This window comes from Variovorax sp. GW821-FHT09B05 (genome assembly GCF_059418265.1).
This window is the reverse complement of sequence record NZ_JBWKPN010000005.1, coordinates 263,803-283,776: the sequence shown is the minus strand read 5'-3', so window position 1 is coordinate 283,776 and position 19,974 is coordinate 263,803. Positions and strand designations below refer to the sequence as shown.

At 67.5% G+C, this 19,974-nt stretch carries 22 protein-coding genes; 4 read left to right on the top strand and 18 right to left on the bottom strand.

The annotated features are described in order from the left end of the window. Nucleotides 1-38 precede the first annotated feature (38 nt). The 9 genes from AC07RM_RS15570 to lexA form a co-directional block, all read right to left on the bottom strand. Nucleotides 39-1,310 carry an acyl-CoA dehydrogenase family protein gene (locus tag AC07RM_RS15570; protein WP_093342238.1) on the bottom strand — a complete coding sequence of 424 codons (1,272 nt, stop codon included), beginning with the start codon at nucleotides 1,308-1,310 and terminating at the stop codon, nucleotides 39-41. Between the two features lie 172 nt (nucleotides 1,311-1,482). Then, nucleotides 1,483-2,571, bottom strand: a complete 1,089-nt coding sequence (locus AC07RM_RS15565) for a phosphotransferase (protein ID WP_495335114.1) — start codon at nucleotides 2,569-2,571, stop codon at nucleotides 1,483-1,485. 1 nt (nucleotide 2,572) lies between these two features. Further along, nucleotides 2,573-3,292 (bottom strand): Crp/Fnr family transcriptional regulator, encoded by a 720-nt coding sequence (locus AC07RM_RS15560; RefSeq protein WP_093342235.1) that lies wholly within the window; start codon nucleotides 3,290-3,292, stop codon nucleotides 2,573-2,575. Nucleotides 3,293-3,369: 77 nt separating this feature from the next. Further along, nucleotides 3,370-4,149, bottom strand: a complete 780-nt coding sequence (locus tag AC07RM_RS15555) for an oxepin-CoA hydrolase, alternative type (RefSeq protein WP_203201183.1) — start codon at nucleotides 4,147-4,149, stop codon at nucleotides 3,370-3,372. A gap of 8 nt (nucleotides 4,150-4,157) precedes the next feature. Continuing rightward, on the bottom strand, nucleotides 4,158-5,678 hold the full coding sequence (locus tag AC07RM_RS15550) for a 3-hydroxyacyl-CoA dehydrogenase (RefSeq protein WP_495335113.1): 1,521 nt from the start codon (nucleotides 5,676-5,678) through the stop codon (nucleotides 4,158-4,160). A 166-nt stretch (nucleotides 5,679-5,844) separates the two neighbouring features. Beyond that, nucleotides 5,845-7,002, bottom strand: a complete 1,158-nt coding sequence (locus AC07RM_RS15545) for an MFS transporter (protein WP_495335112.1) — start codon at nucleotides 7,000-7,002, stop codon at nucleotides 5,845-5,847. Nucleotides 7,003-7,006: 4 nt separating this feature from the next. Continuing rightward, nucleotides 7,007-8,014, bottom strand: coding sequence for a D-2-hydroxyacid dehydrogenase family protein (locus tag AC07RM_RS15540; protein ID WP_093342231.1), 1,008 nt, complete (start codon nucleotides 8,012-8,014; stop codon nucleotides 7,007-7,009). A 255-nt stretch (nucleotides 8,015-8,269) separates the two neighbouring features. Further along, nucleotides 8,270-8,653 carry a hypothetical protein gene (locus tag AC07RM_RS15535; RefSeq protein WP_495335111.1) on the bottom strand — a complete coding sequence of 128 codons (384 nt, stop codon included), beginning with the start codon at nucleotides 8,651-8,653 and terminating at the stop codon, nucleotides 8,270-8,272. Nucleotides 8,654-8,830: 177 nt separating this feature from the next. Continuing rightward, nucleotides 8,831-9,505 carry a transcriptional repressor LexA gene (gene lexA, locus AC07RM_RS15530; protein WP_057596370.1) on the bottom strand — a complete coding sequence of 225 codons (675 nt, stop codon included), beginning with the start codon at nucleotides 9,503-9,505 and terminating at the stop codon, nucleotides 8,831-8,833. A gap of 72 nt (nucleotides 9,506-9,577) precedes the next feature. Here lexA and AC07RM_RS15525 point away from each other — a divergent pair, with 72 nt between their 5' ends. After that, entirely contained in the window at nucleotides 9,578-10,540 is a 963-nt protein-coding gene (locus AC07RM_RS15525) for an asparaginase (RefSeq protein WP_495335110.1), read from the top strand. 74 nt (nucleotides 10,541-10,614) lie between these two features. Here the strand turns inward: AC07RM_RS15525 and adk are convergent, their stop codons facing one another. From adk to AC07RM_RS15495, 6 genes are all read right to left on the bottom strand, one after another. After that, a complete protein-coding gene (adk, locus tag AC07RM_RS15520; RefSeq protein WP_093342226.1) occupies nucleotides 10,615-11,271 on the bottom strand; it encodes an adenylate kinase in 657 nt (218 codons plus the stop codon). 304 nt (nucleotides 11,272-11,575) lie between these two features. Beyond that, nucleotides 11,576-12,343: a 3-deoxy-manno-octulosonate cytidylyltransferase gene (gene kdsB / locus AC07RM_RS15515; protein ID WP_495335109.1), complete on the bottom strand. Its 768-nt coding sequence runs from the start codon at nucleotides 12,341-12,343 to the stop codon at nucleotides 11,576-11,578. After that, on the bottom strand, nucleotides 12,340-12,522 hold the full coding sequence (locus AC07RM_RS15510) for a Trm112 family protein (protein WP_057596378.1): 183 nt from the start codon (nucleotides 12,520-12,522) through the stop codon (nucleotides 12,340-12,342). Before AC07RM_RS15510 ends, kdsB begins: the two co-directional genes overlap by 4 nt. Further along, entirely contained in the window at nucleotides 12,503-13,444 is a 942-nt protein-coding gene (lpxK, locus tag AC07RM_RS15505; RefSeq protein ID WP_495335243.1) for a tetraacyldisaccharide 4'-kinase, read from the bottom strand. The genes AC07RM_RS15510 and lpxK overlap by 20 nt, the downstream gene beginning before the upstream one ends. A gap of 88 nt (nucleotides 13,445-13,532) precedes the next feature. After that, entirely contained in the window at nucleotides 13,533-13,958 is a 426-nt protein-coding gene (locus AC07RM_RS15500; RefSeq protein WP_490876803.1) for an ExbD/TolR family protein, read from the bottom strand. Between the two features lie 55 nt (nucleotides 13,959-14,013). After that, a complete protein-coding gene (locus AC07RM_RS15495) occupies nucleotides 14,014-14,646 on the bottom strand; it encodes a MotA/TolQ/ExbB proton channel family protein (RefSeq protein ID WP_093342221.1) in 633 nt (210 codons plus the stop codon). A gap of 313 nt (nucleotides 14,647-14,959) precedes the next feature. Here AC07RM_RS15495 and xseA point away from each other — a divergent pair, with 313 nt between their 5' ends. Next, nucleotides 14,960-16,264: an exodeoxyribonuclease VII large subunit gene (gene xseA, locus AC07RM_RS15490; protein WP_495335242.1), complete on the top strand. Its 1,305-nt coding sequence runs from the start codon at nucleotides 14,960-14,962 to the stop codon at nucleotides 16,262-16,264. A 59-nt stretch (nucleotides 16,265-16,323) separates the two neighbouring features. Then, nucleotides 16,324-16,905, top strand: coding sequence for a superoxide dismutase (locus AC07RM_RS15485; RefSeq protein WP_093342218.1), 582 nt, complete (start codon nucleotides 16,324-16,326; stop codon nucleotides 16,903-16,905). Nucleotides 16,906-17,013: 108 nt separating this feature from the next. Here AC07RM_RS15485 and AC07RM_RS15480 read toward each other — a convergent pair whose 3' ends face one another. The 3 genes from AC07RM_RS15480 to AC07RM_RS15470 all read right to left on the bottom strand — a co-directional run bounded on the left by AC07RM_RS15480 (nucleotide 17,014) and on the right by AC07RM_RS15470 (nucleotide 18,273). Then, nucleotides 17,014-17,484, bottom strand: a complete 471-nt coding sequence (locus AC07RM_RS15480) for a DUF192 domain-containing protein (RefSeq protein ID WP_093342217.1) — start codon at nucleotides 17,482-17,484, stop codon at nucleotides 17,014-17,016. A 104-nt stretch (nucleotides 17,485-17,588) separates the two neighbouring features. Beyond that, nucleotides 17,589-17,783, bottom strand: a complete 195-nt coding sequence (locus AC07RM_RS15475; RefSeq protein WP_093342215.1) for a hypothetical protein — start codon at nucleotides 17,781-17,783, stop codon at nucleotides 17,589-17,591. Nucleotides 17,784-17,949: 166 nt separating this feature from the next. After that, the gene (locus tag AC07RM_RS15470; protein WP_203201166.1) at nucleotides 17,950-18,273 is read right to left on the bottom strand and encodes a cell envelope biogenesis protein TolA; all 324 of its coding nucleotides are present in this window, start codon (nucleotides 18,271-18,273) and stop codon (nucleotides 17,950-17,952) included. 223 nt (nucleotides 18,274-18,496) lie between these two features. On the opposite strand from AC07RM_RS15470, the gene icd reads away from it, so the two are divergent. After that, on the top strand, nucleotides 18,497-19,756 hold the full coding sequence (gene icd / locus AC07RM_RS15465; protein WP_495335108.1) for an NADP-dependent isocitrate dehydrogenase: 1,260 nt from the start codon (nucleotides 18,497-18,499) through the stop codon (nucleotides 19,754-19,756). Nucleotides 19,757-19,974: the final 218 nt, after the last annotated feature.

The window sequence follows — 19,974 nt, the reverse complement described above, 5'->3', positions numbered from 1 at the left end:
CGAAGATCGCGCCCTTTTCTTTTGGGGAAGCCGCTCGCTCAGAAGCGCGTGACCGGCATCTCGGCCTCGGCCTTGCCCGGGGCGTACTTGCCCAGCTCCCACTTGGCGATCGCGTTGCGGTGCACTTCGTCCGGACCGTCGGCGAAGCGCAGCGTGCGTGCGCCGGCATAGGCGTAGGCGAGCGGGAAGTCGTCGCACATGCCGCCGCCGCCATGCACCTGCATGGCCCAGTCGATCACCTGGCAGGCCATGCTCGGCGCCACCACCTTGATCATCGCGATCTCGTTCTTCGCGACCTTGTTGCCGGCCACGTCCATGAGCCAGGCGGCCTTGAGCGTGAGCAGGCGGGCCATGTCGATCTTGCAGCGTGCCTCGGCGATGCGCTCCTGCGTCACGGTCTGCGAGGCCACGGTCTTGCCGAAGGCCACGCGCGACGAGGCGCGGCGGCACATCAGCTCGAGCGCGCGCTCGGCCAGGCCGATCAGGCGCATGCAGTGGTGGATGCGTCCCGGGCCGAGCCGGCCCTGGGCGATCTCGAAGCCGCGGCCTTCGCCGAGCAGGATGTTGTCGACCGGCACGCGCACGTTCTCGAAGTACATCTCGACGTGGCCGTGCGGCGCGTCGTCGTAGCCCATCACGTTGAGCGGACGCACGATGCGGATGCCCTTGGCGTCGGCCGGCACGATCACCATGCTCTGCTGCGAATGCTTGGGTGCCTCGGGATCGCTCTTGCCCATCGTGATGAACACGGCGCAGCGCGGATCGGCGGCGCCCGAGATCCACCACTTGTGGCCGTTGATGACGTACTCGTCGCCCTCGCGCGTGATGCGCGTCGAGATGTTGGTCGCGTCGCTCGAGGCCACGTCGGGCTCGGTCATCGCGAAGGCCGAGCGGATCTGGCCTTCGAGCAGCGGCTTGAGCCAGCGTGCCTTGATGGCGTCGGAGCCGTAGCGCGCGATGGTCTCCATGTTGCCGGTGTCAGGCGCGGAGCAGTTGAAGGCTTCAGACGCCCATGGCACCCGGCCCATGATCTCGGCCAGCGGCGCGTATTCCTGGTTGGTGAGGCCGGCGCCGTCGTAGCCCGAGGCGGCCGCGCTGTCGACCGGCAGGAACAGGTTCCACAGGCCCTGGGCCTTGGCCTTGTCCTTGAGCTTCTCGACGGTCTTGAGCGCGGTCCAGCGCTTGCCGGCTGCCGTGTTGGCCGCGAGTTCGGCGCTGTATTCGGCTTCGGCGGGATAGATGTGCTCGTCCATGAAGGCGCTGACGCGCTTCTGGAGGTCTTTGGTCTTGGCCGAGTATTCGAAATCCATGGGGGTCTCCGTTGGGGGTGAAGGGCGGGCGGCTCGGGTGGTGCCTAGCCGCCGGTACGGCCGTGTGCGCACAGGGTGCGTTGTGCGTTTCGTGAGCGCACGAGCGGGCCGGGCCTCCCCCGCGAGGGGCGGCGGATCACATGCCGGAGGGCGACGTGAAAAGCCGGGAGGCTCATGCTCGCTGCGCGAATTGCCAGGCCATTTCGGCCATGGGACGGGCGCCGCGGCCCGAGGCCACGGCTTGCTCGCTCGATGCGGTGCCGGCCTCGACCCGCTTGGCAATGCCTTGCAGGATCGCGGCCATGCGGAACAGGTTGTAGGCCTGGTAGAAGTTCCAGTCGGGCGCCAGCGCCTCGGGCGTGGTGAGACCGGTGCGCTCGCAGTACCTGCGTATGTATTCGCTCTCGGTCGGGATGCCCAGGCTCGCGTGGTCGAGGCCCGCGATGCCGCGGAAGGTCGCGCCCGAGATGTGCCAGGACATGCAGTGGTAGCTGAAGTCGGCCAGCGGGTGGCCCAGCGTCGACAGCTCCCAGTCGAGCACCGCGATCGCGCGCGGCTCGGTGGCGTGGAACATCAGATTGTCGAGCCGGAAGTCGCCGTGCACGATCGAGGTCATGTTCTCGTCGCGCGCGCTCGCGGGCATGTGCGCCGGCAGCCACTCCATGAGCTTGTCCATCTCGGGGATGGGCTGCGTGATCGAGGCCACGTACTGCTTGCTCCAGCGGCCGATCTGGCGCTCGAAGTAGTTGCCGGGCTTGCCGTAGTCGGCGAGGCCGCGCTCGGCGTACTTCACCGTGTGCAGCGCCGCGATCACGCGGTTCATCTCGTCGTAGATGGCGCTGCGGTCGGCATTGCTCATGTTCGGCAGCGACTGGTCCCAGAGCACGCGGCCCTGCATGAACTCCATCACGTAGAAGGCGCGGCCGATCACGGCCTCGTCCTCGCACAGGCAGTGCATGCGCGGCACGGGCACGTCGGTGCCGGCCAGGCCGCTCATCACCTTGAACTCGCGCTCCACCGCATGGGCGGAGGGCAGCAGCTTGGCGACTGGGCCGGGCTTGGCGCGCATCACGTAGCTCTGCGTGGGCGTGACCAGCTTGTAGGTCGGGTTGGACTGGCCGCCCTTGAACATCTCGACCGTGAGCGGGCCCTTGAAGCCCTCGAGGTTCTTCTCGAGCCAGGCCGACAGCGCGTCGACGTCGAAGGCGTGCTGCTGCGACACCGCGCGGGTGCCGACGAAGTTCGAAAAATCCTGGCTCATGCTATCGATCCGATTCCGAGACGCGCATCAGTGCCGCGCGATCGAGCACCACCAGTCCGGCCGGCTCGATGCGGATGATGTCCTCGCGTTCCATGGTCTTGAGTTCCTGATTCACGCGCTGGCGCGAGGCGCCCAGCAGCTGCGCGAGTTCTTCCTGCGCCAGCTGCAGGCCGATGCGCATCTGGCTGCCGTCGTCCAGGTTGGGCACGCCGTAGCTGCGCACCAGGTGGATGAGCTGCTTGGCGAGCCGCGCGCGCAGCGGCAATGTGTTGAGGTCTTCCACCAGCCCGAACAGCGTGCGGATGCGCCGTGCCTGCAGGCGCATCAGTGCCTCGTAGAGCTCGACGTGCGCGGCCAGGATCTTCTGGAAGTCGGCGCGCGCCACGCACAGGATGGTGCTGTCGCCATGCGCATAGGCATCGTGCGTGCGCCGGTCCCCGTCGAACATCGCCACGTCGCCGAACCAGATGCCCGGCTCCACGTATGTCAGCGTCACCTGCTTGCCCGAGACGGCCGTGGAGCTCACGCGCACCGCGCCCCTGGCACAGGCGATCCAGTGCTCGGGCGGATCGCCGCGTGCGGCGATCAGGTCGCCGTCCTTGTACCGTCTGACGAATGCGCATCGGAGGATGTCGTGCCTGAGCGAAGGGGAGAGGGAAGAGAACCAGCGACCACTGTTGATCGCTTCACGTTCTTCGATGGTAAGAATGGGGTCGTCCATGGTCTGTCCTGTCGGCGACTGAAAGGCGTAGGGTTGTCACGGGAGCGACGCGAAGCGCCGCTGCCCGTCACGCGTACTCACTCGTACTGGGGCTTCTTCTTCTCGAGGAAAGCGGCGATGCCGATGCCGGCATTGGCGTGGTGCAGGTTGCGCACGAAGTGGTCGCGCTCCTGGCTGAGCTGCGACGAGAGCGTGGCACCGCGGCCTTCGCTCAGCAGTTCCTTGATGCTCGCGAGCGAGTTGGGCGCGCGCTCGTCGAGCTTGGCGGCCAGCGCGAGCGCCCCGGCCAGGGCCTGGCCCGGATCGCTCAGCGTGTTCACCAGGCCCAGCGCATGCAGGCGCTCGGCGCCGATGCGTTCGCCGTTCATCAGCCATTCGCTCGCGAGCTGGCGCGGCAGCATCTGCGCGAGATGCCAGCTCAGTCCGCCGTCGGGCGACAGCGCGACGTTGCTGTACGAGGCGGCGAACACCGCGTCGCGCGCGGCCACCACGAAGTCGCAGGCCAGCGCGAGCGAGAAGCCCGCGCCCGCGGCCGGCCCCTCGACGGCCGCGATCACCGGCTTCGGAAAGGTGCGGATCGAGTCGATCCAGTTGTGCAACCCCTCGATGCTCTCGGCCTGCACCGAGCGCTCGCGCTGCCGGTTGGCCTGCAACCGCTGCAGCGAACCGCCGGCGCAGAACCACGGGCCTTCGCCCACGATGACCACGCTGCGGATCTCGCTGCTGTTCTCGGCGCCGTTGAGCGCCTCGATGCCGGCGGCATAGATCTCGGGACCGAGCGCATTGCGCTGGCTGGGGTTGGCGATCGTCAGCACCATGGTGCGACCTTCGCTCGTGCTCTTGAGTTCGGCGGTCATGTCGCGGCTCACTCTTCCTCGTGCAGCAGGCTCAGGCCCAGCGCGCCGCGGCGGCGCAGCCACGGGCTCGGGCGATAGCGCGGATCGCCATAGACGGTCTGCATGTTGAACAACACCTCGAGCATGTTGGTGGGCCCGTAGAGGTTGCCCATGGCCAGCGGGCCGCGCGGATAGCCGAGGCCCAACTGCACCGCGGTCTCGAGGTCGCTTGGCGTGCACACGCGCTGCTGGCACATGTCGGCCGCGATGTTGACGATGGTGCCGATCACGCGCTGCGTGACGAAGCCGCCGCTGTCGCGGATCACGCTCACGGCCTTGCCGTCGCGCGCGAACAGGGCATGCGCTGCGTCGCGCATGTCGCGCCGGGTGGCGGGGTTGGTGGCGAGCACGCGGCGCTTGCTGGCGGCGTCGTCGATCAGCATGTCGATGCCGACGGTGCGCGTGGCATCGAGGCGGTCGACGGCCGCGACCGTGGTGACGTCGAAGCCCAGCGGCGCGACCAGGATCAGCGACTGCGGCGCGGCGGAGGCGCCACTGTCGATCTGCGCGCCCAGCGTGTTGACCAGGCGCAGCAGTTCGGCGCGGCGTGCGGCGCGCGGCGAGACCCACACGGCGGGCAGCGTATCGACCTTCGGCGCCGGTGCCTCAGGGGCCTGCTGCATCGCGCCGTCCTCGTAGCGGTAGAAACCTTCGCCGGTCTTGCGGCCCAGCGCGCCGGCCGCGAGACGCTGCGCGGTGATCACGCTCGGGCGGTAGCGCGGCTCGTCGTAGTACTGGCGGTAGATCGATTCCATCACCGGGTGCGAGACGTCGAGCGCGGTCAGGTCCAGCAGCTCGAAGGGGCCGAGGCGGAAGCCCGCCTGCTCGCGCAGGATGCGGTCGACGGTCACGAAGTCGGCCACGCCTTCGCCAACGATGCGCAGCGCCTCGGTGCCGTAGCCGCGGCCGGCGTGGTTGACGATGAAGCCGGGCGTGTCCTGTGCCTGCACCGCGCTGTGGCCCATCTGCGTGGCATAGCCCGCGAGCCGGCTGCAGACCTCGGGCGCGGTCTTGAAGCCGGCCACCACCTCGACCACCTTCATCAGCGGTACCGGGTTGAAGAAGTGAAAGCCCGCGAAGCGTTCGGGGTGCTTGAGGCCGGCCGCGATCGCCGTCACGGAGAGCGAGGAAGTGTTGGTGGCCAGCGTGGCGCCGGGCGCGACGATGGCTTCGAGCTCGGCGAACAGCTTGCGCTTGACCTCGAGGTTCTCGACCACGGCCTCGATCACGAGGTCGCAGCCGACCAGTGCCTGCGCCGACTCGGCGATCCGTACGCGCGCGATCTGGGCGTCGCGCGTGGCCTCGTCGATGCGGCCCTTCTCGTGCAGCTTGTTCCATTGGGCGACGATGGCATCGCGCCCGCGCGCCGCGGCGCCCTCGAAGCTGTCGAGCAGCAGCACCTCGCTGCCGGCCTGGGCCGCGATCTGGGCGATGCCGCGCCCCATGGCACCGGCGCCGACGACGCCGATCCGGGTGTAGTTCACTGTCATGTGTGGCTGGGGTTTTTCAAAGGTTGAGAGGTTCGGGCGGGCCGCTGGCGCGTGCGCGCACGCCGGCCGCTGCAGCAGCGATTTTGCAGTCTGGCGGGAGAAGGGTTTCCCCGGTGTTTCTCGGGGAGGCATGCGGACGCCGGCGCGACGGGGTTCGCCGCGCCGTTCAGGCCGGCCGGCAGCTGCGGTCGATGCTCACGCTGAGCACGATGGCGACCAGCAGCAGCGCGAGCCCGACCCAGCTCATCCAGTGCATGGCGTCGCGCGCGAGCAGCCAGCCGCCGAGCGCGGCGCCGAAGGTCTGGCCGATGTAGATGCCCGAGCTGTTGAGTGCCACCGAGCCCGGCGCCAGCGCGGGCGCGAGGCCCACCAGCCGTGCCTGCTGGGCCGAGTTGGTCGAGAAGCAGCCCAGGCCCCAGGGCGAGACCACCACCGCGATCCAGAACAGGCTGTCCGCCAGCGGCCAGAGTGCCAGGCTCAGCGCGATCAGGCCCGTGGTCGCCAGCACCATCCGACCGGCGCCCGCGCGGTCGATGATGCGGCTCACGACCATGTTGCCCAGCAGGCCGCAGACGCCGAACCAGCCCCACATCAGGCTCAGCGCGGTGGCATCGGCGCCGAAGCGCTGCTTGAGGATCGGGCCGAAGTAGCTGAACAGCACGAACTGGCCCGCGCCCTGCAGCGCGGTGATCGACACGATGCCCATCAGCACCGGGCTGCGCAGCACGCGCCCCCAGGCCGCGGCCGTGAGCGCCGCCGGCCGGATGCCGCCGGGCAGCGTGAGCCACACCGAGACCGCGCTCAAGACGCTGAGTGCCGAGATCGCGAGAAAGGCCGCGCGCCAGCCGAAGTGGCCGCCGATCAGCGCGCCGATGGGCAGGCCCAGCACCGAGGCCATCGACCAGCCGAGGAAGACGAAGGTGACCGCGCGCCCGCGCTGCTCGGGCGGCACCAGCATGCCGGCGCAGGCGGCGGCCTGGGGCGTGAAGATGGCCGGTGCGATCACCGCGAGCATGCGCACGGGCAGCAGGGCGCCGAAGCTCGGCATGAAGACCGACACCGCGTGCCAGGCCGCGTACCAGAGCATCGTGAGGGCCAGCAGCCGGCGTCGGTCCCAGCCGGCCACCGCGGCCGCGAGCAACGGTGCGCCGAGGCAGGTGACGAAGGCCGCGGCCGTGATCAGTTGCCCCGCGGTGGCGGCACTGACCTTGAGCGAAACACTGATTTCGTTGAGCGTGCCCGGCACCACCATCACCCCGGTGCCGATCACGAAGTTGCCAGCGAGCAGCGCCCAGAGTGCGCCCCTCGGCGCCGGCTGGCTCACGGCTTCACCGCCGGACCTGCAACGCGCCGGGGTTGACGATGTTGGTGGGGTTGCCCTTGATGAAGCTCACGACGTTGTCGAAGGCCTGGCCGAAGTACATCTCGTAGCTCTCCTGCTCCACGTAGCCGATGTGCGGCGTGCAGATGCAGTTCTCGAGCCGCAGCAGCGCATGGCCCTGCAGCGGCGGTTCGCTCTCGAACACGTCGATCGCCGCCAGGCCGGGGCGGCCGCGGTTGAGCGCGGCGAGCAGCGCATCGGGCTCGACCAGCTCGGCGCGCGAGGTGTTGACGAACAGCGAGGTCGGCTTCATGCGCGAGAGGTCCTCGAGCGTGATCAGGCCGGTGGTTTCGTCGTTGAGCCGCAGGTGCACGGACAGCACGTCGGCCATCGCGAAGAACTCCTGGCGGCTCTGCGCCACCTGGAAGCCGTCGGAGCGCGCCTTGGCGCAGCTCGCCTCGCGGCCCCAGATCACGACCTGCATGCCGAAGGCCTGGCCGTAGCGCGCCACGAGCTGGCCGATGCGGCCGTAGCCCCAGACGCAGAGCGTCTTGCCCTTGAGCACCGAGCCGAGTCCGAAATTGGGCGGCATCGAGGCCGACTTGAGCCCCGACTGCTGCCAGGCGCCGTGCTTGAGGTTGCTGATGTACTGGGGCAGCCGGCGCATCGCCGACATGATCAGTGCCCAGGTCAGTTCGGCCGGCGCCTGCGGCGAACCCGAGCCCTCGGCCACCGCGACACCCCGCTCGGTGCAGGCGGCCACGTCGATGTGGCTGCTGACGCGGCCCGTCTGCGAGATCAGCTTGAGCTTGGGGAGTTTCTCGATCAGCTGGCGCGAGATCTGGCTACGCTCGCGGATCAGGACGATCACATCGGCGTCCTTGAGCCGCACCGAGAGTTGACCGATGCCCTTGACGGTGTTGGTGTAGACCTTGGCTGCGTAGGCATCGAGCTTCGAAGCACAGTGCAGCTTGCGCACCGCATCCTGGTAATCGTCGAGGATCACAATATTCATGGCATGCCATTGTGCCTCGCAGCATGGAATCGGCGCGCCGTTGAACGTTTGGATACGGCCCCTGGGCCCCGAAAGGGGTGAAAACGGGGGCAAAGGCAGGAGAAGCGGGGGCAAAGGCGGGCAAAGGGGCGACGTTGGACTGCCTTCCCGACAGGGTGTGAAAAAACCAGCTGCTGCGGTTTCTTCACACCCTCTGCCTAGACCTCGCGCGTCCTCGCGATCGAGCGACCGCGTGAAACGCCGGGGCCGGCGCCCTCAGTGCAGGTGCACGGGGCGGGGCGACACGGCGGCGGTTTCGAGTGCCTCGAGCGCGGCGAGGCGATCAAGCTCGGCGCACACATCCGCCATCCGGCCCGAAATCACCACGCGGTTGCTGTTGCGCGCGCCGCCCTGCTGGCGGTCGACGACGCGCACCACCCGCAGCGGACGCGAAGGCGCCTGGGCGACGGCTGCGGCCGTGACGGCGTTCTGTCCGCTGTCACCGCGTGCCGTGCACGACGGCCGTACCGAGACATAGCGCAGCTCGCTGGCGCACAGGTCGTCATCGCGACGGTGTGCGGGGCGGGCGGGCAACCAGCGGCTCGCGAGCGACTGCAGCGGCATCCAAAGATCGACGAAGGTGAGGAGGGCGATTCCCATGTGAACTCCAAGAAGGTTTGAGGTTGAACACAGGCAGGATTCGTTGTCATCGGGCGCAGCAGGGTGATGGCGACAAAGCGCCATACGCCCGCCACCTGCGGCGACCGGATGGGGTATGCGTGATGCGGATCCGCGAAGCGGCTCGGCGATGCAGACCGCCGGGCCGGCTCGGCAGGCCTACATCAGCATGGTGTTTCGGATCAGGCCGACCGCGAGGCCTTCGATTTCGAAGGGCTCGCCGGGCTGGACCACGATGGTCGGGTAGTCGGGGTTCTCGGCGTGGAGCTCGATCACCTGCTTGTTGCGCTTGAGGCGCTTGACGGTCACCTCGTCGCCGAGGCGCGCCACCACGATCTGGCCGTTGCGCGCTTCCTTGGTGGCCTGCACGGCGAGCAGATCGCCGTCCATGATGCCGGCGTCGCGCATCGACATGCCGCGCACTTTGAGCAGGTAGTCGGGCTGGCGCTGGAACAGCGTGTTCTCGACGTAGTAGGTCTGGTCGACATGCTCTTGCGCGAGGATCGGCGAACCGGCCGCGACGCGGCCGATGAGCGGCAGCGCGAGCTGGGCCATGCCGGGCAGCGACAGCGAGAACTGGCTGTTGCGCGATTCGGCCAGCGAGCGCAGTGCATCGCCCTTGAGGCGGATGCCGCGCGAGGTACCGCTCACGAGTTCGATGACGCCCTTGCGGGCCAGCGCCTGCAGATGCTCCTCGGCGGCATTGGCGGAGCGAAAGCCCAGCTCGCTCGCGATTTCGGCGCGAGTGGGCGGCGCCCCGGTACGGGCAATGGCGCTCTGGATCAGATCGAGGATCTGCTGCTGGCGGGCGGTAAGCTTCACGGCGAACTGCATGGTGGTTCCTTGCGGCACTGGCTGAACATCCAGTACCTGTATTTTTAACCAGTTTTTCAAAGTTGGCAAGTCATGGTGACTTCATCCCTTACGAATCCGCGGCGCGTGGTGGTGCTCGGCACCGGCGGCACCATTTCGGGCCGCGCGGCGCACAGCGGCGACAACATCGGCTACACCGCCGGCGAGGTGGGCGTGGCCGACCTGCTCGGCGGCATCGAAGCGCCCGCGGGCGTGACGCTGGCGGCGGAGCAGGTGGCGCAGGTCGACAGCAAGGACATGTCCTTCGCGATCTGGCGCGCACTGGCGCTGCGCTGCGCCCACTGGCTGGCGCAGCCCGACGTGGCCGGTGTGGTGATCACCCACGGCACCGACACGCTCGAGGAAACCGCCTTCTTCCTCCAGTCGGTGCTGGCACCGCGCAAGCCCATCGTGCTGACCTGCGCCATGCGCCCGGCATCTGCGCTGTCGCCCGACGGTCCGCAGAACGTGCGCGATGCGATCGCCGTGGCCGCGACACCGGGCGCGCAGGGCGTGACCGCGGTATGCGCGGGCACGGTGCTCGGTGCCTTCGACGTGCAGAAGGTGCACACCTATCGGCTCGATGCCTTCGACGCGGGCGACGCGGGGCCGGTGGGCTACGTGGAGGAGGGCGAGGTGCGGCGCGTGCGCGACTGGCCGGCGTCGGAAGCGAGCGCTGTCCTCGATCGCCTGCCCGAGGACGAGGTCGCATGGCCACGCGTGGAGATCGTGATGAGCCACGCGGGCGCGAGCGGCGCGTTGATCCATGCGCTGCGTGCCGACGGCACGGCGGCGTCTCCTCTGCGGGGCCTCGTGCTGGCGACCACCGGCAACGGCACGCTGCACCATGCGCTCGAGGCGGCGGCGCTCGAGGCGCAGGAGGCCGGCATCGCGGTGCTGCGCGCCACCCGCTGCACGCAAGGGCGCATCCTGCCCAAGCCGGGCGACCGCCTGCGCGATGCGGGCGCGCTGACGCCCGTCAAGGCGCGCATCGCGCTGACGCTCGAATTACTCTGAAGTCGGGACGCCAAAGAAAAAAGCCGCGTCGCGGGCCTCGAGGCCCGCACGCGGCTTGGGATTCGAGTCGGGGATCAGCTGCTCAGTGCGGCCAGTGCACGTTGCGTGATCTCTTCGACCGTGCCCACGCCCTGGATGGCGCGGTACTTCGGCGCGGCGGCCGGATCGGTCTTGGCCCAGGCCGAGTAGTAGTCGACCAGTGGTCGCGTCTGCTGGCTGTAGACGTCGAGCCGCGTGCGCACGGTCTCTTCCTCGTCGTCTTTGCGCTGGATCAGTTCCTCGCCGGTCAGGTCGTCCTTGCCTTCGACCTTGGGCGGGTTGAACTTGAGGTGGTAGGTGCGTCCCGAAGCTGGGTGCGAGCGGCGGCCGCTCATGCGCTCGATGATGTCGCTGAAGGGCACGTCGATCTCGAGCACGTAGTCGAGCTTGACGCCCGCGGCCTTCATCGCGTCGGCCTGCGGAATGGTGCGCGGGAAGCCGTCAAACAGGAAGCCCTCGGCGCAGTCGGGCTGGGCGATGCGTTCCTTCACGAGATTGATGATGAGGTCGTCGCTGACCAGCGCACCCGCATCCATCACGGCCTTGGCCTGCAGGCCCAGCGGGGTGCCGGCCTTGACGGCGGCGCGCAGCATGTCGCCGGTGGAAATCTGCGGAATGCCGTATTTCTGGCAAATGAAGGCCGCCTGCGTGCCTTTGCCCGCCCCGGGCGCGCCCAACAAAATCAGTCTCATGGTGTCCTCGGAGGGTTCTTGGATTTGTGTCACGTCGCGCAAGCACCCTTCGATGAAGACAAAGTGCCGCGGACGGAGTTGCGTCGAGGATAGCACGCGGCCCCGTGAACAATTTCGCCGGGCACCTGCGATGGCGATGGCCCGAAAGAGAAGATCGAGACGCCTTGCGCTCCGAAGCCGGCTCTTCGTGGATGAATCGGGCAAGTTGGACGAAGATTGGACTGCCGTTAGAAGCCTGGAACTTCCAGGCCTGGATGGCATCTGCGTGACTGATCGCAGCGGCCGGCCGCCGCTAGGCCAGCGCTCAGTTCGCGGCGCCGAACAGTGCTCGCACCCGCGCCAGGTCTTCCGGCGTGTCCACGCCCGGTCCCGGCACCGCATCGCTCACATGCACCGCGATGCGATGCCCATGCCATAGCGCGCGCAGTTGCTCGAGCGCCTCGATGGTTTCGAGCGGCGAGGGCGGCAGCGAGGGGAACCGGCGCACGAAACCCGCACGGTAGCCGTAGATGCCGATGTGGCGCAGTGGCGCGGGCGAAGGCAGTTGCGTCGGAGGCACGCCCGGCGCGGCACCGTCGCGCCACCAGGGAATCGGCGCGCGGCTGAAATAGAGCGCATTGCCCTGCGCGTCGAGCACGGCCTTCACGACGTTCGGATTGAGATAGTCGGCCACCGAATCGATCGCATGCACCGCGGTACTCATGGCGGCATCGGGCCGCGCGAGCAGCGCCGCGGCCACGGCGTCGATCAGCGCCGGGTCGATCAGCGGCTCGTCGCCCTGCACGTTGACCACCACCGCGTCGCCGTCGAGGCCGAGCTGTTCGCAGGCTTCGGCGAGGCGGTCGCTGCCGCTCGGATGGTCCTGGCGGGTGATGATCGCCTCCACCCCGTGGGCCTGGCACGCCGCGAGGATCGAGGCATGGTCCGCCGCCACCACCACGCGCGCCGCGCCGGACTGCGCCGCGCGCTGCGCCACGCGCGCCACCATCGGCACGCCCGCGATGTCGGCCAGCGGCTTGTCGGGCAACCGCGTCGACGCCAGCCGGGCCGGCACCAGAACCGTGAAGCTCACAGCCCGAGTTCGTCGTCGGACAGGGTGCGGGCCTCGTTCTCGAGCAGCACCGGAATGCCGTCACGCACCGGATAGGCCAGGCGCGCGCTGCGCGAACAGAGTTCCTGCTTCTCCGGATTCCAGGTCAGGGGGCCCTTGGTGACGGGGCAGACGAGCAGTTCAAGCAGCTTGGTGTCCATCGGTCGATGATAGCTTTGCGTCGAGCGCCGCGAGGAAGGCTTCGGAGGGGGCGAACAGCAGCGGCACGGCCAGCGCACCAGGCTCCTTGCGCCAGAGCTTGACCGCGTCCTTCTCTGTGCAGAGCAGCAGATGGCCGGCCGGCACGTCGTTGTGCCAGTCGGCGAAATCGTGGTGATCGGGCAGGGCGATGGTTCGTTCGGGTTCGACGCCTTGCGCGCGCAGCATCTCGAAGAAGGCTTCGGGCCGTGCGATCGCCGCCAGTGCTGTGATGGGGCGCGCAGCCAGCGAGGCCAGTGGCGTCCGGGCGTCGTCGCTGGCCACCGCGTAGGTCGCCAGTTGGCGCGTGGCGGTGAAGCCACCGGGGAACGCCGGGTGCTCACCGCTGTGCAGTTCCAGGTCGCAATCGCGCGGCCAGGGTTCGCGCAAGGGGCCGGCCGGCAGCAGCCAGCCGTTGCCGATGCCGCGGTCGTCGAACACGCAGATCTCGATATCGCGCGCCAGCGCCAGGTGCTGCAGGCCGTCGTCGCTGACGACGACCTGCGTGGCGGGGTGGGCGGAGAGCAACGCGCGAGCTGCCTCGGCGCGACGCCGCGCCACGAACACTGGCGCGCCGGTGCTGCGCCGGATCAGTGCCGGCTCGTCGCCGACCTCGCGCGGATCGCTGTCGGGCAGGACTTCGCGGCAGTCGTCCGTGTGCCGGCCGTAGCCGCGCGACACCACGCCGACCTGCCAGCCGCGCGCGCGCAGATGCTGCACCACGGCCATCACCACCGGCGTCTTGCCCGCACCGCCGGCGATCACGTTGCCGACGATCACCACCGGTACCGGCATGCGCTCGGTACGCAAGCAGCCGAGGCGATAGAGCAGCGCGCGCAGCGCCACCAGCGTGCGAAAGAGCAGGGACAGCGGCCACAACAGCATCGCCAGCGGACCGCGCGACAGCCAGGCGCGCCGAAGCCGCGAGGCGGTTGCGCCGGCGTGGGTGCCGTTGCGCCCCTGCGACGGCAACTCAGTGCCCGGCTTGCGCCGTCGACTGGGCGGCGAAGGTGATCTGCATCAGGCCCGCGCGGCGCGCCGCTTCCATCACCGTAACCACGGCCTGGTGCGGGCTACTGGCATCGGCGCTGATGATCACCACGCTGTCCTTGCCGCCGGTCGCGGCCGCGGCGAGCGCCGCCGCCACGGTGTCCACGCTGCGGTCGGGCACGGGCGTCTTGTTGACCGAATAGCGCCCGTCGGCCGACACGCCGACGATCACTTCCTTCGGGTAGTCGCGCTGCGCGTCCACGTCCGCCGTCGGCAGTCGCAGCTGCATCTCGGTGAACTTGCTGTAGGTGGTCGACAGCATCAGGAAGATCAGCACCACCAGCAGCACGTCGATGAACGGGATCAGGTTGATCTCGGGCTCGTCGCGCGCGCCATGGCGAAACTGCATGCGGCCGCGGCTCACCGGGCGCTCCCGGTGGCGGCCATGAAGGCGGGGAGCGCCCTCATTTGCGCATCGCGTTGAGATGGCGCGCAAAGCGCTCGCCCGAGAGTTCCAGGTTCAGCAGGTACTCGTCGACGCGGCTGCGGAAGTAGCGCCAGAAGATCAGGGTCGGGATCGCGACGATCAGGCCGAAGGCCGTGTTGTAGAGCGCGATCGAGATGCCGTGCGCGAGCTGCGCCGGGTTGCCCGAGCCGACCGCGCCGCTGGTCGGCGACTGCGAGCCGAAGATCTCGATCATGCCGATCACCGTGCCCAGCAGCCCGAGCAGCGGGGCGGCCGAGGCGATGGTAGCCAGGGCGGGCAGGTAGCGTTCCAGCCGGTGCGCCACGGTGCGGCCTGAGGCTTCCATGGCCGCGCGCAGGTCGTCCTCGGTGCAGCGCGGATTGGCGTTCAGCGCCCGCAGGCCGGCGGCCAGCACTTGGCCGAGCATCGAGTTGTTTTCCAGCTTGGTCACCACATCGGGGCCGGGTACCGCGTTGTGCGACACGGTGATGGTTTCGTCGAGCAGCTTGGGCGGAAGCACCTTCACTGTCTTGAGACTTGTGAAACGTTCTATAACGAGTGCGAGTGCAATCACCGAGCAAGCGAGCAGCGGCCAGATGGGCCAACCTGCAGCAACTATGATGGAAAACAAGGAATCCTCCGGCCCCGTAGGCTGTCAATGCGCGGCGATTATCCACCGAGCCCACCATCGCCACACGGCTTGTTTGCGTGTCGGCCAAGACGCACAGATTCTGTGGATAACTTTGTGATTAACCCGCTGCGCAAGTTGCCGCGAGCCGCGCCAACTGGGCTTTCCATTAGATCGATTGAATTTTGGGCACCGCTTTTTTAAATGAAATCAACAACTTGCACGAGAAACCGTGCAATTGTCCGACCCCAGGGCCCTGGCGCCCGAGCCACGGCACCCGTTGTGGAAGAGTGCCAAATCACGATTCGGCGGTTTTGTGAACTTGCGTGACCCCAATCCGGTTTCCGGACCGCGCGTCTGGGCCGTCGGCGCGTTGTGCCGCGCGGTCGCCGATGCGCTCGATGCCCGCTTCAATCCGGTTTCCGTGCGCGGCGAAATCTCCGGTTTTTCGCGTGCGGCGAGTGGACATTGTTACTTCTCGCTCAAGGACGAGTCGGGCCAACTGCGCTGCGCCATGTTCCGCCGCGCGGCCGGCCTGCTCGATTTCTCGCCGCGCGACGGCGACCAGGTCGAGGTGCGCGGGCGTCTCGCGATCTACGAGCCGCGCGGCGATCTGCAACTGGTGGTTGAAAGCCTGCGCCGTGCCGGGCAGGGCGCCCTGTTCGAGCAGTTCCTCCAGCGCAAGGCGCGTCTCGAGGCCGAGGGGCTGTTCGACCCGGCGCGCAAGCGCGCGCTGCCGGTGATGCCGCGCGCGATCGGCGTTGTCACCTCGCTGGGCGCCGCGGCGCTCCATGACGTGGTGACCGCGTTGCGCCGGCGCGTGCCCCACATTCCTGTGACGGTGGCGCCCGCGGCGGTGCAGGGCGCCGCTGCACCCGGCGAGCTGGTGCGCGCGCTGCAATCGCTCTACGCGATGCAACCGGCGGTCGACGTCATCCTGCTGGTGCGCGGCGGCGGATCGATCGAGGATCTCTGGGCCTTCAACGACGAGAGCCTGGCACGCACCATCGTGCAGAGCCCGGTGCCGCTGATCAGCGGCGTGGGCCACGAGACCGACTTCACCATTGCCGATTTCTGCGCCGACCTGCGCGCGCCGACGCCTACCGCCGCGGCCGAGCTGGTCAGCGCGCCGCAGGCGCTGTGGCTCGATGCCCTGACGTTGCTCGAGGAGCGGCTCGACGACGCCATCGGTGCGCGGCTCGACGTGCTGGGCCAGCGGCTCGACCAGGCCGCGGGCCGGCTGGGCCGTCCTTCGTCGCTGGTGGCACGGCAGCAGTTGCGGCTCGCGCACCATGCGCAGCGCCTGCACTATGCGGTGTTGTCGAGGACGCAGCGGCATTCGCAGGCGGCGCAGACGCTGGCCAACGATTTCCCTTCGAAGTTCGAGCGCGCGCTGGTGCAGCGCCGCGAGCGCCTGGAGCGTGTCGCGCTGCGGCTGCGCCTGCTCGATCCCGCGCTCGTGTTGCAGCGCGGCTATGCCTGGATCACCGACGCCGACGGGCGCGCCGTGGTCAGCGCGAAGGCGCTCGCACCCGGCGATGCCGTCGTTGCCCGCCTGGCCGATGGCTCCGTCGATCTGACCGTCGGGTCACGCGGCGCGACGGGAACGCGTCCGACGTGAGTGCCACGATTCCTTTCTAGAATCATTGATTCCCCACAACCAACCCACGAGAAAAAACCATGGAACATGTGCTCCCACCCCTGCCGTACGCCCTCGACGCGCTGGCACCCGAGTACTCGAAGGAGACCCTCGAGTACCACTACGGCAAGCACCACAACGCCTATGTGGTGAACCTCAACAACCTGCAGAAGGGCACCGAGTTCGAGTCGCTCACGCTCGAAGAGATCATCAAGAAGTCCAGCGGCGGCATCTACAACAACTCGGCCCAGATCTGGAACCACACCTTCTTCTGGAACTGCATGAAGCCCCAGGGCGGCGGCGCTCCCAGCGGCGCGCTGGCCAAGGCCATCGATGCCAAGTGGGGCAGCTTCGATGCCTTCAAGGAAGCCTTCGTGAAGTCGGCCGTGGGCAACTTCGGCTCGGGCTGGACCTGGCTGGTGAAGAAGCCCGACGGCAGCGTGGACATCGTGAACACCGGCGCCGCCGGCACGCCGCTGACGACCGCCGACACGGCGCTGCTGACGGTCGACGTCTGGGAACACGCCTACTACATCGACTACCGCAACCTGCGTCCCAAGTTCGTCGAGACCTTCCTGGCCAAGCTGGTCAACTGGGACTTCGCCGAGAAGAACTTCGGCTGAGATCGACGAGGGGCACCATCGCGGTGCCTTCATGAAAAAGCCCCGCGACGCGGGGCTTTTTGTTGGGCCAACCGAAATCGGTCGGCGGTGTGCGGCCAGCGCGGGGACTCAGCGCTTGCCCGCGGCGAACAGCTCGCCGGTGATCTTTGCGCCCTTCTTGATGTTCTTCTTCTTGAACCAGCCCTGGTTCATTTCGAGCACGTACTTCACGGGCTCCTCGGAGCAATGCGAGTCGTCGGTCTGCGGCTTCATGTCGGCCAGGTTGACGATGCGGCCGTCCTCGGCCACGAAGGCGGCCGTCAGCGGCAGCAGCGTGTTGCGCATCCAGAAGCACTGGGTGGCGGGCTGCTCGAACACGAAGATCATGCCTTCGGCCTGCGGCATTTCCTTGCGGAACATCAGGCCGACCTGGCGCTCGACCGGCGCCTGGGCGATCTGCGCATCGATGGTGTACAGGCCGATCGACAGCTTGGTGCGGGCGAGGTTGGTTTGGGGTTCCTGCTGGGCGTGGGCCGGAGCGAGCAGGGCGGCGGAAGCGGCGACGGAGAAGGCCAACAGGGCGGCAAAACGCTGGAGCATCGGGGTTCTTTCAGACTCTTCCATACAAAGAAGGCCGTGCCCGGCCCCATGAAAAAAGCCCGCGGAAGCGGGCCTGGCGGGCATGGCCTGTGAAGGCGGCTAGCTTACGCCTTCTTGGTGGCGACGTGGGCCTTGGCGACCTTGCGAGCCTTGTGCTTCTTGGCGGCGGCGTGCTTCTTGGCCGGCGCCTTGGCCTTGGTGGCGGCAGCGGCGGGAGCTGCTGCGGCGGGTTCGGGTTGTTGGGCAAAGGCACCGAATGCGACAAGACCGGCGACCAGGGCAGCGAACAGCTTCTTCATGACAAATCCTTTGAGATTGTTAGATATGGACCACCTCCCTGTGGAGGTGCGTGTTCAACGGAAAGCATTCGTTGCGGTTGACAGTGCGGGCCCTGGAAGAGTGAGCAAAGAATGAGCGCGAAAAAAAGCGCCCCGATGGAGCGCTTTCTTTCAAGAGGACGAATCCTTACTGGGGCGTGCCGCCTTGGGTCGACTTGCGCTTCACGCTGCCGTCCTTGTTGCGACGACGCTGGTCGCGGCTTTCAGCGCGCTTCTCGCCGGAGGTAGCAGCCTTGTCGGTGCCGATGGCGCCGCCTTCGGGCGTCTTGGCGATGTCGCCAGCGGGAGCGGCCACCTTGCCAGCGGGACGTGCGTCCTTACGGGCTTCAGCGCGTTGCTGCGCCTTGCTGTTGCTGGCGTTCCCTTGCTCGGGGGTGGTGCCAGCCGGGTTTTGGGCATAGGCGCCGGCTGCGAACAGGCCAGCGATCATGACTGCGAGAAGTTTGCTCATTGATGGATTCCTCTATCGAGAATTGGTTGGAAACGCCTCCCGGCGAGCAGAAGGTCAGGCACTAACGAGGCCGGCGGCCCGCAGGTTGACAAACGCCCACTGATGGGTTGCGTCTAAAATGTACAGCGATTTGTTCGCGGGCTGTACAGCGAATCCCCCTCGCTGTCTGAATTCGCAGACAGTCGTCACCGAATTACTTCCACTCCGGAGTCTTCCTCCCCTCATGTCCAGCTACCAGCACATCAAAGTCCCGACCGAAGGCCAGAAGATCACGGTCAACGCCGACAACTCGCTCAATGTGCCCGACCAGCCGATCATTCCCTTCATCGAAGGCGACGGCACTGGACTGGACATCACGCCCGTGATGCTGAAGGTGGTGGATGCTGCGGTGGCCAAGGCCTACGGCGGCAAGAAGAAGATCCACTGGATGGAAGTCTATGCCGGCGAAAAGTCGACCAAGGTCTACGGTCCCGATGTCTGGCTCCCCGAAGAAACGCTGCACGCCGTGCGCGACTACGTCGTTTCGATCAAGGGCCCGTTGACCACCCCCGTCGGCGGCGGCATCCGTTCGCTGAACGTCGCGCTGCGCCAGGAACTCGACCTCTACGTTTGCCTGCGCCCCATCCAGTACTTCGAAGGCGTGCCCAGTCCGGTGCGCGAGCCGCACAAGACCAACATGGTCATCTTCCGCGAGAACTCGGAAGACATCTACGCTGGCATCGAGTTCGAAGCCGAGAGCGACAAGGCCAAGAAGCTCATCAAGTTCCTGCAAGAGGAAATGGGCGTCAAGAAGATCCGTTTCCCCGACACCTCGGGCATCGGCGTCAAGCCGGTGTCGAGGGAAGGCACCGAGCGCCTGGTGCGCAAGGCGCTGCAGTACGCGATCGACAACGACAAGGCGAGCGTCACGCTGGTGCACAAGGGCAACATCATGAAGTTCACCGAAGGTGGCTTCCGTGACTGGGGCTACGCCCTGGCCCAGAAGGAATTCGGCGCGGAACTCATCGACGGCGGCCCGTGGATGAAGTTCAAGAGCCCGAAGAGCGGCAAGGACATCACCGTCAAGGACAGCATCGCCGACGCGTTCCTGCAGCAGATCCTGCTGCGTCCCGCCGAGTACAGCGTCATCGCCACGCTCAACCTCAACGGCGACTATGTGTCCGACGCGCTCGCCGCGCAGGTCGGTGGCATCGGCATCGCCCCGGGCGCGAACCTGAGCGACACCGTCGCCATGTTCGAAGCCACCCACGGTACCGCGCCCAAGTACGCCGGCAAGGACTACGTGAACCCCGGTTCCGAAATCCTCTCGGCCGAAATGATGCTGCGCCACATGGGCTGGAAGGAAGCCGCCGACCTGATCATCAGCGCGATGGAAAAGTCGATCGCCAGCAAGAAGGTCACCTATGACTTCGCCCGCCTGATGGACGGCGCCACGCAAGTGAGCTGCTCGGGCTTCGGCCAGGTGATGATCGACAACATGTGATCCCGCCCTCGGCGTTCTCGAACGCCGAAGCGACAGCCATAAGCCCCCGAGGTTCTCGCGAGCCTCGGGGGCTTTTTCTTTGCCGCGCGGGTCTCTTTTGACGGTCCGGAAAGACTCGTTGGGGGCAAAGATCACGGACGGGATGATGCCCGTGCGCATTTAACTATTGCTGAAAACTGGGGACGAAAAAACACGCTACTGCCTCGACAGAATCGTGC

Coding starts and splice junctions, on each gene's coding strand:
- AC07RM_RS15475 (WP_093342215.1), bottom strand. CDS start 17,783: ATGAAGAAGCTGTTCGCTGCCCTGGTCGCCGGTCTTGTCGCATTCGGT.
- AC07RM_RS15500 (WP_490876803.1), bottom strand. CDS start 13,958: ATGCAGTTTCGCCATGGCGCGCGCGACGAGCCCGAGATCAACCTGATC.
- AC07RM_RS15480 (WP_093342217.1), bottom strand. CDS start 17,484: ATGCTCCAGCGTTTTGCCGCCCTGTTGGCCTTCTCCGTCGCCGCTTCC.
- AC07RM_RS15485 (WP_093342218.1), top strand. CDS start 16,324: ATGGAACATGTGCTCCCACCCCTGCCGTACGCCCTCGACGCGCTGGCA.
- AC07RM_RS15565 (WP_495335114.1), bottom strand. CDS start 2,571: ATGAGCCAGGATTTTTCGAACTTCGTCGGCACCCGCGCGGTGTCGCAG.
- AC07RM_RS15560 (WP_093342235.1), bottom strand. CDS start 3,292: ATGGACGACCCCATTCTTACCATCGAAGAACGTGAAGCGATCAACAGT.
- icd (WP_495335108.1), top strand. CDS start 18,497: ATGTCCAGCTACCAGCACATCAAAGTCCCGACCGAAGGCCAGAAGATC.
- AC07RM_RS15550 (WP_495335113.1), bottom strand. CDS start 5,678: ATGACAGTGAACTACACCCGGATCGGCGTCGTCGGCGCCGGTGCCATG.
- AC07RM_RS15535 (WP_495335111.1), bottom strand. CDS start 8,653: ATGGGAATCGCCCTCCTCACCTTCGTCGATCTTTGGATGCCGCTGCAG.
- AC07RM_RS15525 (WP_495335110.1), top strand. CDS start 9,578: ATGGTGACTTCATCCCTTACGAATCCGCGGCGCGTGGTGGTGCTCGGC.
- AC07RM_RS15540 (WP_093342231.1), bottom strand. CDS start 8,014: ATGAATATTGTGATCCTCGACGATTACCAGGATGCGGTGCGCAAGCTG.
- adk (WP_093342226.1), bottom strand. CDS start 11,271: ATGAGACTGATTTTGTTGGGCGCGCCCGGGGCGGGCAAAGGCACGCAG.
- AC07RM_RS15570 (WP_093342238.1), bottom strand. CDS start 1,310: ATGGATTTCGAATACTCGGCCAAGACCAAAGACCTCCAGAAGCGCGTC.
- AC07RM_RS15470 (WP_203201166.1), bottom strand. CDS start 18,273: ATGAGCAAACTTCTCGCAGTCATGATCGCTGGCCTGTTCGCAGCCGGC.
- lexA (WP_057596370.1), bottom strand. CDS start 9,505: ATGCAGTTCGCCGTGAAGCTTACCGCCCGCCAGCAGCAGATCCTCGAT.
- AC07RM_RS15510 (WP_057596378.1), bottom strand. CDS start 12,522: ATGGACACCAAGCTGCTTGAACTGCTCGTCTGCCCCGTCACCAAGGGC.
- AC07RM_RS15555 (WP_203201183.1), bottom strand. CDS start 4,149: ATGACCGCCGAACTCAAGAGCACGAGCGAAGGTCGCACCATGGTGCTG.
- lpxK (WP_495335243.1), bottom strand. CDS start 13,444: ATGCTGTTGTGGCCGCTGTCCCTGCTCTTTCGCACGCTGGTGGCGCTG.